8 protein-coding genes are annotated in these 12,061 nt (G+C 72.2%); 3 read left to right on the top strand and 5 right to left on the bottom strand.

All coding sequences use genetic code 11. From position 1 onward, the window contains the following. Positions 1–50: 50 nt before the first annotated feature. Both pta and FO059_RS15015 read left to right on the top strand, forming a co-directional pair. Complete coding sequence (gene pta, locus FO059_RS15020) at positions 51–2,240, top strand: phosphate acetyltransferase (RefSeq protein WP_143909797.1); 2,190 nt, start codon at positions 51–53, stop codon at positions 2,238–2,240. Beyond that, a complete protein-coding gene (locus FO059_RS15015; protein ID WP_143909796.1) occupies positions 2,237–3,424 on the top strand; it encodes an acetate kinase in 1,188 nt (395 codons plus the stop codon). The genes pta and FO059_RS15015 overlap by 4 nt, the downstream gene beginning before the upstream one ends. Before the next feature lie 35 nt (positions 3,425–3,459). Here the strand turns inward: FO059_RS15015 and FO059_RS15010 are convergent, their stop codons facing one another. Beyond that, positions 3,460–4,575, bottom strand: a complete 1,116-nt coding sequence (locus FO059_RS15010; RefSeq protein ID WP_143909795.1) for an alpha/beta hydrolase — start codon at positions 4,573–4,575, stop codon at positions 3,460–3,462. 145 nt (positions 4,576–4,720) lie between these two features. Here FO059_RS15010 and FO059_RS15005 point away from each other — a divergent pair, with 145 nt between their 5' ends. Then, on the top strand, positions 4,721–5,761 hold the full coding sequence (locus tag FO059_RS15005; protein WP_143909794.1) for an LLM class F420-dependent oxidoreductase: 1,041 nt from the start codon (positions 4,721–4,723) through the stop codon (positions 5,759–5,761). Positions 5,762–5,943: 182 nt separating this feature from the next. Here the strand turns inward: FO059_RS15005 and FO059_RS15000 are convergent, their stop codons facing one another. The 4 genes from FO059_RS15000 to FO059_RS14985 all read right to left on the bottom strand — a co-directional run bounded on the left by FO059_RS15000 (position 5,944) and on the right by FO059_RS14985 (position 11,847). Continuing rightward, on the bottom strand, positions 5,944–6,951 hold the full coding sequence (locus tag FO059_RS15000; protein ID WP_143909793.1) for an alpha/beta hydrolase: 1,008 nt from the start codon (positions 6,949–6,951) through the stop codon (positions 5,944–5,946). Between the two features lie 223 nt (positions 6,952–7,174). Beyond that, positions 7,175–9,457: a serine/threonine-protein kinase gene (locus tag FO059_RS14995; protein WP_143909792.1), complete on the bottom strand. Its 2,283-nt coding sequence runs from the start codon at positions 9,455–9,457 to the stop codon at positions 7,175–7,177. A gap of 87 nt (positions 9,458–9,544) precedes the next feature. Continuing rightward, positions 9,545–10,525 (bottom strand): glutamate ABC transporter substrate-binding protein, encoded by a 981-nt coding sequence (locus FO059_RS14990; RefSeq protein ID WP_143909791.1) that lies wholly within the window; start codon positions 10,523–10,525, stop codon positions 9,545–9,547. Beyond that, positions 10,522–11,847, bottom strand: coding sequence for a hypothetical protein (locus FO059_RS14985; protein ID WP_143909790.1), 1,326 nt, complete (start codon positions 11,845–11,847; stop codon positions 10,522–10,524). The genes FO059_RS14990 and FO059_RS14985 overlap by 4 nt, the downstream gene beginning before the upstream one ends. Positions 11,848–12,061: the final 214 nt, after the last annotated feature.

Raw genomic sequence — 12,061 nt, 5'->3', positions numbered from 1 at the left:
CCCCCGGATCGGGGGACCGGCCCGATGGTGTGCGCCACTAGGCTGTGGGGATGGCCTCCGCGTCTCCATCCAGCCCTGCGTCTCCATCCAGCCCTGCGTCTCCATCCAGCCTGTCCGCGTCGAGCTCTGCCCCGGTATCGAGCTCGGCCGCGTCGAGCATCTACGTGGCCTCCGCCGAGGGCAGCACGGGCAAGTCGGCGATCGCGCTGGGCCTGGTGCACATGCTGGCCGGGTCCGGCGCACGCGTGGGCGTGTTCCGCCCGATCACCCGCAGCGCGGACGGCCCCGACCACATCCTCGAGCTGCTCGTGCGGCACGCCACCGCCAGCCTCGACTACGCCGACTGCACGGGCGTCACCTACGACCAGGTGCACGCCGACCCGGAGGCGGCGCTCAGCGAGATCGTCGCCCGCTACCACGAGGTCCAGGCCCGTTCCGACGCCGTCGTGGTGGTGGGCAGCGACCACACCGACGTGGTCAACCAGTCGGAGCTGGCCTACAACGCGCGCATCGCCGTCAACCTCGGCGCGCGCGTGCTCTTGGCGGTGAGCGGGCACGGCCGGGAGCCGCAGCAGACGGCGGAGCTCGCATCGCACAGCCTCGCCGAGATCAGGTCCGCGCAGGCGCACGTGGTGGGGGTGGTGGCCAACCGGTGCGACCCGGACGGCCTCGACGCGGTGACGGCGGCGCTGCGGGCGACGGGGCTGCCGGCCTGGGCGTTGCCGGAGGTGCCGGTGCTGTTCGCGCCGACGATGGCCGAGCTGTGCACCGCCGTCGGCGGCACCGTGTACGCCGGCGACCCGGCCCTGCTGGCCCGCGAGGCCACCAGCGTGATGGTGGGCGGCATGACGGCCGAGCACATCCTGGAGCGCATCACCGAGGGGCAGGTGGTGATCGTCCCCGCGGACCGGTCGGACGCCCTGCTGGCGTTGGTCTCCGCGCACGAGGCCGAGGGTTTCCCCTCGCTGGCGGGCATCGTCCTCAACGGCGGGCTGGCGCCCCATCCGGCCATCGACGCCCTCGTCAAGGGCACCAAGCCGCGGTTGCCGATGATCCGCTGCGAGCAGGGCACTTTCACCACCGCGGCCATCGCATCGCAGACGCGCGGTCAGATGACGGCCTCGTCGCTGCGCAAGGTGGACACCGCGCTGGACCTGATGGAGCGGCACGTCGACGGCGACGCCCTGCGCGACCTGATGCGGGTGGAGATCCCGGAGATCGTGACGCCGCAGATGTTCGAGTTCCAGCTGCTCGCCCGGGCCCGCGCCGACCGTCGCCGCATCGTTCTCCCCGAGGGCGACGACGACCGCATCCTGCGCGCGGCGGGCCGGCTGATCCGGCGCGGCATCGTCGAGCTGTCGATCCTCGGCGACGAGTCGCGTGTGCGTCAGCGCGCCGCGGAGCTGGGGCTGGAGCTCGACGGTGCGCAGGTGATCGACCCGGCCGAATCCGGGCTGCGCCACGCGTTCATCGAGGAGTACGCGCGGCTGCGCGCGCACCGTGGCGTGACCGAGGACGTGGCCGCGGAGGTGATGCGCGACCCGTCGTACTTCGGCACGATGATGGTGCACATGGGGGCGGCCGACGGCATGGTCTCCGGCGCCGCGCACACCACTGCCCACACCATCCGCCCCGCCTTCGAGATCATCAAGACGCAGCCGGACGTGTCCACGGTGTCGTCGATCTTCCTGATGTGCCTGGCGGACCGGGTGCTGGCCTTCGGCGACTGCGCCGTGGTGCCCGACCCCACCGCTGAGCAGCTCGCGGACATCGCCGTCTCCTCCGCGCGCACGGCCGCCCAGTTCGGGATCGACCCGCGCGTCGCGATGCTGTCCTACTCGACCGGTGAATCCGGCGCGGGCGCCGACGTGGACAAGGTGCGCACGGCCACCGGACTGGTGCGCGGGCGCAGCCCCGAGCTGCCGGTGGAAGGGCCCGTCCAGTTCGACGCCGCCGTCGAGCCGTCGGTGGCCGCCGCCAAGATGCCGGACTCGCCGGTGGCCGGGCGGGCGACGGTTCTGGTGTTCCCGGACCTGAACACCGGCAACAACACCTACAAGGCGGTGCAGCGGACGGCGGGCGCCGTCGCCGTCGGCCCCGTGCTGCAGGGGCTGCGCAAGCCGGTCAACGACCTGTCGCGAGGAGCCCTGGTGCAGGACATCGTCAACACCGTGGCGATCACCGCCATCCAGGCTCAGGAGGTCGCCCGCGCGGCGGAGGCCGGGAAGGATCACCGATGAGCGGGCTCGTTCTCGTCATCAACTCGGGCTCGTCGTCCATCAAGTACGAGCTGGTCGACGTGGCCCGCGAATGCGCCGTCGCGTCCGGCATCGTCGAGCGGATCGGCGAGCCGCAGGGCCGGCTCACCCACGCCTACGACGGGCGCACCAGCGAGTGGAACGGCGAGGTCGCCGATCACACGCAGGCGCTGACGATGGCGTACCGCATGTTCGCCGAGACCGGACTGGACCTGGACGAGGCGGGCGTGGCGGCCGTCGGCCACCGGCTGGTGCACGGCGGCAAGGTGTTCACGCAGCCCACGCTGATCACGCCGGAGGTCGTCGAGACCATCGAGCGGCTGGCCGACCTCGCCCCGCTGCACAACCCCGCCAACATCATCGGCATCGAGGTGGCGCAGGAGCACTTCCCGGACGTGCCGCACGTGGGCGTGTTCGACACCGGCTTCTTCCACACGCTGCCGCCGGCCGCGGCCGCCTACGCCATCGACGCCGACGTGGCGGAGCGGTACGGGGTGCAGCGCTACGGCTTCCACGGCACCTCGCACAAGTACGTGAGCGAGCGGGCGGCGCGGCTGCTGGGGAGGCCCTGCGAGGACGTCGACTCGATCGTGCTGCACCTGGGCAACGGCGCCTCGGCGTCGGCCGTGCGGGGCGGGCGTGCCGTGGAGACGTCGATGGGGCTCACGCCGCTCGAGGGGCTGGTCATGGGGACACGCTCCGGCGACATCGACCCCGGGGTGCTGCTGCACCTCGGGCGGCACGCCGGGATGGACATCGCCGACATCGACGAGCTGCTCAATCGGCGCTCCGGGCTCAAGGGGCTCAGCGGCGTCAACGACTTCCGGGCGGTCACCGAGCGGCGGGAGGCCGGCGACGAGCGCGCGGCGCTCGCGTACGACGTGTACGTGCACAGGCTGCGCAAGTACGTCGGCGCCTACATGGCGGTGCTGGGGCGCGTCGACGCGATCGCCTTCACCGCCGGGGTCGGGGAGAACTCGGCGTCGGTGCGTGAGGACGCCCTGGCCGGGCTCGAAGGGTTCGGCATCGAGGTGGACCCGGCCGCGAACCGGGCGCGCGGCGGCGGCGAACGGGTGATCTCCACGGCGGCATCGAAGACCGCGGTGCTGGTGGTGCCCACGGACGAGGAGCTCGCCATCGCGAAGGCCGCCTGGGAGTTCGTGTAGCGGCGGGCGGTGCACTCCACGCGCCCGGAGCCGGATCAGCGTCCGCCGAGCTCCGCGTGGAACCTGTCGATCACCGGCCAGGTGTGCGCCCGGGCCCCGCTGCCGGCCACCATGCCCAGATGGCTGCCGGGGACGGTCTCCACCTGCACCCGCGGCGAGCCGGTGAGCACGTCGGTGATGGCTGCGACGCTGGCCGCGGGCGCCAGCACGTCGGTGGCGCCGGAGACCGCGAGCACCGGCACCTGCACGTCGCCGAGTTCGATCGGGTGCCCGCCCATGCGCACGCTGCCCGATGCCAGCGCGTTGCCCATGATGAGCTTCTTGTGCATCTGGGTGTAGAAGCGGGCGGGGTAGCCGGGCATCCCGGCCATGAAGCGGTCGATCGCCTCCATCTGGGCGAGCGCCGTCGTGTCGGTGAGGTTGTTCGCGATGAACCACGGCCGCGTCAGCTCGCGGGTCAGCGCGGTCGACCGGTAGCTGAGCCGGACCAGCGGCGACGGGATGCCGCCCGCGGTCCGCACCACCCCGCCGACCACCGGCAGCGGCGCCAGCGAGCCCAGCGCACGCAGGGGGGCGATGGACGGGTTCTTCGCGTAGTCGATGGGCGTGCCCATGGCGACGATGGACCGGATCGGCAGCTCGGGGCAGTGGGCCGCGGTGAGCAGGGACAGCGTCCCGCCCAGGCTCCACGCCACCAGGTCGGCGGATGCGGCGGTCTCCCCGGCGGCGGCGTCGCGCAGCACCGCGCCGACGGCGGTGGGGATGATGCGGGCGAACCAGTCGTCGAAGCCCATGTCGCGGTCCGCGTACCGGATGCCGCCGTAGTCGACGACATAGACGGGCCTGCCCGACGCGACGAAGTGCGCGGCCAGGCTCTGCCCCGGCCGGAGGTCGTAGCAGTCGATGGACACCGCCAGCGGCGGGACCAGCAGCACCGGCGTGCCGTCGGCTCCGGGGGAGCTGTACCTGCGCACGGTGCAGTGCGGGGAGTCGTGGACCACGGTGGACGGCAGCGGCGCGGGCTGCTCGATGCCGCCGCCGAACGGTGTGAGGGCCCACGCGTTGCGGGCGGCCAGGGCGAGCGCGCCGGCGCGGGGGCCGGTGGCGTGCGCGTCATCGTCGGCCCGCTGCGGGGTCAGCGTCGCTGTCATTTCCGCTCCGATCTGCTCGCTTCGGCCTGATCACCAGTATTGTACCCACGAACAATAACACCGCCCGTGTGACCGCCGGCACGACGTGGCAGACTCGCCCGTGATCGGTACACACCGCACCCTGATCGAGAGCAGAGGTTCACTTATGCGCGTAGGCATGACCCTCAACTACAGCGGCGGATTCGCCGAGACCGCTGCGGAGGTCGAGGACCTCGAGCGCGCGGGGCTGGACATCGCCTTCGTCCCGGAGGCGTACTCGTTCGACGCGGTGAGCCAGCTGGGTTTCCTCGCCGCGCGCACCTCGCGCCTGGAGCTGGCGTCGGGGATCCTGCAGATCTACACGCGCACGCCCACGCTCACCGCGATGACCGCCGCCGGCCTGGACTACGTCTCCGACGGCCGCTTCACCCTGGGACTCGGCGCCTCGGGCCCGCAGGTCATCGAGGGGTTCCACGGCGTCAAGTACGACGCACCGCTGGGGCGCACGCGCGAGATCATCGACATCTGCCGCCAGGTGTGGCGCCGCGAGAAGGTGCAGCACCAGGGCAAGAAATACCGCATCCCGCTGCCTGCCGAGGAGGGCACCGGGCTGGGCAAGCCGCTCAAGCTGATCAATCACCCCGTGCGCGAGCGCATCCCGATCGTCCTCGCGGCCCTGGGCCCCAAGAACGTGGAGCTCACCGCGGAGCTGGCCGAGGGCTGGCAGCCGATCTTCTTCTACCCGGAGAAGGCGCGCGACGCCTGGGGCGAGGCGCTGGCGGCGGGCAAGGCCAAGCGCGATCCGTCCCTGGGCGAGCTCGAGGTGTACGCCGGCCCGGCGCTGGCCATCGGCGACGACGTGGACCACATGCACGATTGGATGCGCCCGCACCTGGCCCTCTACATCGGCGGCATGGGCGCCAAGGGCAAGAACTTCTACAACACGCTGGCCACGACGTACGGCTTCGGCAAGGAGGCCGAGGTCGTGCAGGACCTCTACCTGGCGGGAAAGAAGGAGGAGGCCGCGGCGGCGATCCCGGAGGAGCTGGTGCGGTCCGTCAACCTGATCGGCCCGGAATCGTATGTGCGCGAGCGGGTCGCGGCGTTCGCGGAGGCCGGCGTGACCACCCTCAACGTGGCGCCGATGGCTGCGGACGCGGCCGGGCGTGTGGCGCTGATCGAGAAGCTGCGGGGCATCTGCGACTGACGGGGTCCGGCCCGCCGCCGCGGATTCGGATTGTCACTGCGGCCCGCGCGCGGCATCGGCAGGCCGCGCACTCGCTGAGCCGTCCGCGCGCGTAATCGGCCCGGCGGCGGGAAACGGTGCTCGAACTGGCCCCCGGGGCCCCCAGCGGTGCCCGGGGCGCCCGGCGGTGCCGGGAGGGTGCCCTATGCCCCCAGCGCCGGCCCGATGGTGGTGAACCAGGACTCGCGCAGCTCGGCCTCGAACAGGCCCCAGGTGTGCGCCCCGCGGTCGCGGTGCACGAAGGTGTGCGGCACGCCCACCTCGTCGAGCCTGCGCGAGAAGGCGGCCGTGCAGGCGTCGGCGATCGCCTCGACGGCCCCGCCGCCGGTGGCCGCGCCGAATACCTGGTAGGGCGCCAGCGCGTCGACCTCGCCGGGGATCCCCGAGGCCGAGCCCAGGTACACGGCGGTGCCGCGCAGCTCGCCGGCGCGCGCGAACTGGTCGTGCGCCGCCCACCCGGGCCCGCCGGGCAGGCCCCACATGTTCGAGGCGCTCCCGCCCCCGGCCAGGACCACCGAGGACACCTGGGCGGCGCCGAACACTCCGCCGTTGATGGGGCAGCCGCTGTACGAGCCCGCCGCCTGGTAGAGGCCCGGCGCCTGGATGGCCAGGTCTATCGCGGGCCCCGCCGACATCGACAGTCCCGCGATGGCGTTGCGGCCGGTGGTCGCGAACTCCGCGTCGATGGCGGGCGGCAGCTCGCGCGTCAGGTAGGTCTGCCACTGGTTGGCGCGGGCGGGGCCCAGAATCGGATCGTCGAAGTGCCAGTCGGTGTACTCGCTGAACGGGCCGCCGATGGGGGTGACCACGTTGACGTTCTTGTCCGCGAAGAACTGCTCGTAGGCGGAGTCGTTGAGCCAGGAGACGCCGTCGGTGCCGCCGCGCACGCCGCCGAGCAGGTACAGCACCGGCGCGGGCCCGCCGCCCGGGGGACGCAGGACGGTGTTGGTAATGACCCTGTCCATGCTGGGGGAGTACACGTCGACGCGCAGGATCTGCGGCCCGACGGTGCTGACGCCGGTGACGTGGGCGGGCGGCGCGGCTCTTGCCGGCACCGCCGTGATCGTGGCGGCGAGAGCTGCGGCGAGCACTGTGAGCAGGATGCGTCCGGCGCGCGTGATGGCCGGCGGCCGCTGGTGAGTCCGCACCATCGTGGACCCCGTTTCGATCGAGGGACGGGCCTGGTGCGCCCGTGCCGGATGATCCCGTGGTGAGTGCGCACTCTACGGCACCGCGCGGGTTACCGCAGCGGGAATCGGTCCGACCGGCTTGATCTGCTCGGCGTGGGCAGGCCGCGCACCGTGTGTGCAGCCCGAGCGCGCGATCTCGGCGGTGCGGCGGGAAACGGTGCTCGGGTCGGCGATCGCCGACCCCCTACACCCAGGTTCGGGGGCGCACCCGGTTCGCCAGGTCCACCAGCCGGTAGCGGCGCTGATTCTCACGCACCGACCGTGCCAGGGTGCGCAGGGTGCGCTCGGTGTCGGCGCGCAGGCCGTGCTCGGTGAACCGGGTCCCCAGGATGTGCGTGCGCTGGGGGGTGCGGCCCTGACGCAGCCATTCGAGCGCGATCCCCATCGCCAGCGCCCGCAGCTGCAGGGTGCGCCTGTCGTCCCCGGGGAGCAGCTCGATGCGGGCGCCCGCGTCGTCGAGCTGGTCGTCGGTGATCGACGTGATCGCGCGTTGGTCGATGAGCGTGAGCACCGCCGTCATCTGCGCCTCGTCGCGGTGCCGCGAGCTCACCGGCACCTGGTCCAGTGCCGCCACCGCGCCGGTGATGTCGCCGCGCTCGACGAGCTGGCGGGCCAGCCCGAACGCCGCGGCCACCACGGCGCGGTCGGTCTGCCACAGCCGCCGGTAGTAGCGCTCGCCCAGACTGCGCCATTCCTGGGGGGCGTCGCTCTCCCAGGAATCGAGGACGATCTCGGCCGTGGCTGCTGCGGCGAGCTTGGGCGCAGCCTCGCCCGGCAGGGCGGTGAGCACCGCGTCGAACGAGGTGAACGCCTCCTGATACTCGCCGGCCTGCAGCTTCGCGACGCCGCCGAGCCAGTCGAACCGCCAGTCCGGCATCCGATCCGCGCGCAGCCTGTCGAGCAGTTCGAGGGCGTGGTCGTGCTCCTCCAGGTCGAGGAAGGCACGGACCTCCGCCAACGGGATCTCGATGCTCTCGCGCACGGCGGGGTCGTCGGCGTCGCGCACCCGGCGCAGCATGTCGAGGATCTCCTCGGGGCGGCTGTGCACGGTGGAAGCCAGGTGCGCCGAGGCCGGGTCCTCGGCGGGGACCAAGGGCACAGGAAGCGCCTGGGCGACGGTGGCCGGCCGCACGCGCGGTTCCTCGGCGTGCTCGTCGACGAGCCTGTCGGTGCGCGCGATGGCCAGATCGGTGCCGAACGTGGTCCGCGGCGGGCTGAACAGCGATGACATCGCGGGGTGCGGCGTGCCGGTGTGCGCGGAGACGACCTCGCGGAGGATCCCGCGCAGGTCCCGTGCCAGTGCCTGCGCGCTCGGGTAGCGGTTGTCCGGCTCCGGGTCGAGGCAGCGCATGAGCAGCCGGTAGAAGAACTCGTGCTCGGCGAAGAGCGGCTCCTCGGACGGGCGGGGGATGCCGTCGACGTAGCGGCCCTTGTCCTTGGCGATATCGACGGTGAGCACGGCGAGGGTGCGGCCCACGGTGAAGATGTCGGTGGCGGGGGTGGGCCCGGTCTCCATGATCTCCGGCGCTTGGAACCCCCGGGTGCCGTAGATGTATCCGTAGTCGCCGATACCCGCGACGGCGCCCATGTCGATGATCTTGATCTGGTCCTCGCCGACCATGATGTTGTCCGGCTTGAGGTCGTTGTAGACGAGGCCGCTCGAGTGCATGTACTCCAGCGCGGGCATGATTTCGAGGACGTAGGCGATGGCGTGCTGCAGCGGCATGTGCTCGCCGCGGTGCGACTGTTTGAGCGTGGTGCCGCCGATGAACTCCATGACGATGTAGCCCACCGGGGTGCCGTCCGGCCTGGGGTGCTCGACGAAGTTGAAGATCTTCACGATGCTCGGGTGCGTCAGCTCGGCGAGGAACTCGCGCTCCGCCACCGCGACAGCCTGCGCGGACGGGTCCTGGGAGTGCAGCAGACCTTTGAGCACCACCCACCGGTCGCTGACATTGCGGTCCATCGCCAGGTAGATCCAGCCCAGCCCACCGTGGGCCAGGCATCCGCGGACCTCGTACTGCCCGGCGATGAGGTCGCCCGGCCGGAGCATGGGCGTGAAATCGAAGGAGGCGCCGCACGCCTCGCAGCGGCCGTCGACGGGGCCGGGGCCGGCCGCGGTGGCGCGCCCCACCGGTCGCCCGCAGGTGCCGCAGTATCGTTTCCCCTCGGCCACCACGGGGTTGTCGAGCAGCGCCGACTCGGGGTCGGTCTGCTGCACCACCGGGACCTCGACGAGGCCGTCGGCCAGCCGGGTGGTCCCTGCACGGTTGCGCGTGCGCCGCCGGCCCCCGGTCGCGGCGGAGGCCGCTCCGGACAGCGACGGCCAGGACGACGCGGTTCCGGACCGCGAAGTTCCGTGCGAGTCCGGCTGTTCCGCGCGTTCGGTGCCGCGGGTCGGTTCGTCCCGCACAGACGGGGCGGTGGCACCGGAATCCCCGGGTCCGTCCGGTGCGCTTGTGCTCATGCCGCCCAGCCTGTCACCCTGGCGCGCGATCGTGGGCGTTCGCGTGAATGTGGCGCTGCGCGCGTCGCATTCCGTCCGGTCCGCATGTCAGTCCACATAGTGGGCGGCGGGGGGTTCGGGCGCGGGCCCCAGGACGGTGAGCCACCGGTCGTAGATGCGTTGCCAGGTGCCGTCCTCCCGGATCCGCTCGAGAGTCCCGTTGACGAAACGGACCAGCGCGTCGTCGCCCTTGTGCATGCCGATACCGTACGGCTCCTGCTCTATCGGGTCGCCGACGATCTTCAGGTTGGGGTCCTGCGCCACCATGCCGGCGAGGATGGTGTCGTCGGTGCTCACCGCGTCGACCTGCCGCTGCTGGATGGCGACGAGGCAGTCTCCCCAACTGGGGACGGTCATGATGCGCGCGTTCGGCTGCACGTTCCACAGCGACGGTATCGAGGTGGTGCCGGCCGCCATGCAGACGGTCTTGCCGCCCAGGTCGGCCGGGCTGCGCACGGGCGAGTTGCGTGGTACCAGCACCCGTTGCGCCGCACGGTAATACACCGTGGAGAACGCCACCGACCGGGCACGTTCGCAGGTGATCGTCATCGTCTTGATCACCATGTCCACGGTGCCCTCGCGCAGAGCCTGTTCACGCTGCGCGGAGCTGAGGAAGTGGAACTCCACCTTGGCGGGGTCGCCGAACAGGTCGCGGGCCACCTGGTGGGCGATGTCGACGTCGAAGCCGAGCAGGTCGCCGCTGAGCGGGTCGCGGAAGCTGAACAGATTGCTGCCTTGGTCGAGCCCGACGATCACCCTGCCCCGGTCGCGGACCTGCTGCAGCCGACCCGACACCGGGCCCTCCACCCCGGGCCGCAGGCTGCCGGTGGCGTCGCAGTCCGTGGGCGGCGACGGGCGTTGCGTCGGCTGCGGGAGCATGGTCGCGGCGGCGGGCAGCGGCGGACCGCCCGGCTGCGGCGTGACCGACGGCGCGACGGGGGATGAGGCGCAGGCGGAGGCGGCGAGCGCCAGCGCCACGGCGGCGGAGAGCCCGACGCGGCGCCTCTTCTGCTCGCCCGGTGCGCTCATTGGTACTCGCTCAGTCGGGGCCGCAGGCCGAGGATGATCGCCAGCGCCGCGACACCGGCGAGGATCCCGGAGCCGACGACCAGGAAGGCGGTGGCGCGGTCCGAGTCGTCGACGAGATGCTGGCCGTGCGCGCGCAGTTCGCCGATCCGGTCCTCCAACTTGGCGTCCAGCGTCACGAACTGGCTTCCCGACGACGCGTCGTCCGTGCCGATCGCGACCTCCACGGCCCCCGCGTAGTCGCCGCGGGCCAGGTGGCTCCGCATGGATTCGTGGGCGGACCGCCACGCGTCGAGGTTGTGCAGCGCGTCGGATTCGGTGCTCCCGCCGTCCTTCTCGAGCGCGCGCCCGACGGTGTCCATGCGCTCGTGGAACGTCTGCGGGATCTCCGCGTCATCGCCGCGCGCCAGCAGGTTGCGCGTCTCGTCGGTGCGGGCCTGCTGGGCGGAGATGCGGGCGGTGGTGATCGCCGCAAGGGGACCGGTGCTCTCGGAGGCCGCACGTTGGCTGAACGACGCGGACACGAGGCCGGCGACGAGCGTCCAGGCGAACATCAACGCGACCGCGACCGTGGCGAGCACCAGGCCGAAGTTGAGCCGGCGGTTGCTGCGGCGGGCCAGATAGAACTGGAACGTCACCAGCAGGACGAGTGCGAGCACGATGACGAGCAGCGGCACCCAGTCCACCGAGGCGTTGCGGTGCTCGAGGTCGACCACCGTCGCCGATTGCTCGGAGTACAGCCGCTGTGCGTCGGGCAGCAGCTGCGTCTGCATCAGGTGCGAGGCCTCGCCCAGGTAGTTGACGCCCACCGGGTTGCCGGCGCGGTTGTTGGCGCCGGCCGTGGCGATCAGGCCGGTGTAGACGGGCAGGCCGGTGGACAGCGACGCCAGCAGCGCGCGAGCGGCCGAGTCGTCGTCGCCCACGCCCATCGTGGCTGTGGCGAGCGAGGCGCTGGCGGCGGCCACGGCGGAGTCGTAGCGGTCCACCATCACCCGGGGCTGCAGACCGCCTGCGAGGAACGCAGTGGACGCCGACGCGTCGGCGATCGACAGCGACGAGTACAGGTCCTGGGCGGCGTTGGAGAGCGGATCGGCGCTGCCTCGCAGCGTGTCGATGCGCGTGTCGCGGGCGCCGACGGCCAGCCCGGTGGCCGCGCCGGCGGCGAGCACAAGCAGCACCAGCACCAGGCCGATCGCCGCCAGGCGCCCCGGCGTGGAGAAGGCCTGGTCGCGCCAGTGTCCGGCGCGGGTCATCAGGGCGTCCTCGACCACGGCCGCCGCAGCGCCGCGCCGGCTGCGCAGCCGTGCCCCGTCGCGCACTGACACCTGTCCACTCCCCGCGTTGCCCGGTCATCCTGCACCGAGCGTTTCGTAACGTCGTGTTCGGTCACGTTGAGGATAGAAGACCGGCGGCGGGGCGGTGGCAGGTCCCTGCGGATGTCGCGCGTCCCGTGGCGCGCCGTTCCGCCGAGGATGCGCGTTCAGGCCGACCGAGACGGCACCCGCGGCGTCCGCCTACGCTGGCCGGGGAACTTGCGGA

The sequence above is a fragment of the Tomitella fengzijianii genome, assembly GCF_007559025.1.
Taxonomy (GTDB): Bacteria; Actinomycetota; Actinomycetes; order Mycobacteriales; family Mycobacteriaceae; genus Tomitella; species Tomitella fengzijianii.
Note: the sequence above shows the minus strand (reverse complement) of the source record. Positions and strands in the feature narration are given on the sequence as shown.

Coding starts and splice junctions, on each gene's coding strand:
- pta (WP_143909797.1), top strand. CDS start 51: ATGGCCTCCGCGTCTCCATCCAGCCCTGCGTCTCCATCCAGCCCTGCG.
- FO059_RS15015 (WP_143909796.1), top strand. CDS start 2,237: ATGAGCGGGCTCGTTCTCGTCATCAACTCGGGCTCGTCGTCCATCAAG.
- FO059_RS15010 (WP_143909795.1), bottom strand. CDS start 4,575: ATGACAGCGACGCTGACCCCGCAGCGGGCCGACGATGACGCGCACGCC.
- FO059_RS15005 (WP_143909794.1), top strand. CDS start 4,721: ATGCGCGTAGGCATGACCCTCAACTACAGCGGCGGATTCGCCGAGACC.
- FO059_RS15000 (WP_143909793.1), bottom strand. CDS start 6,951: ATGGTGCGGACTCACCAGCGGCCGCCGGCCATCACGCGCGCCGGACGC.
- FO059_RS14995 (WP_143909792.1), bottom strand. CDS start 9,457: ATGAGCACAAGCGCACCGGACGGACCCGGGGATTCCGGTGCCACCGCC.
- FO059_RS14990 (WP_143909791.1), bottom strand. CDS start 10,525: ATGAGCGCACCGGGCGAGCAGAAGAGGCGCCGCGTCGGGCTCTCCGCC.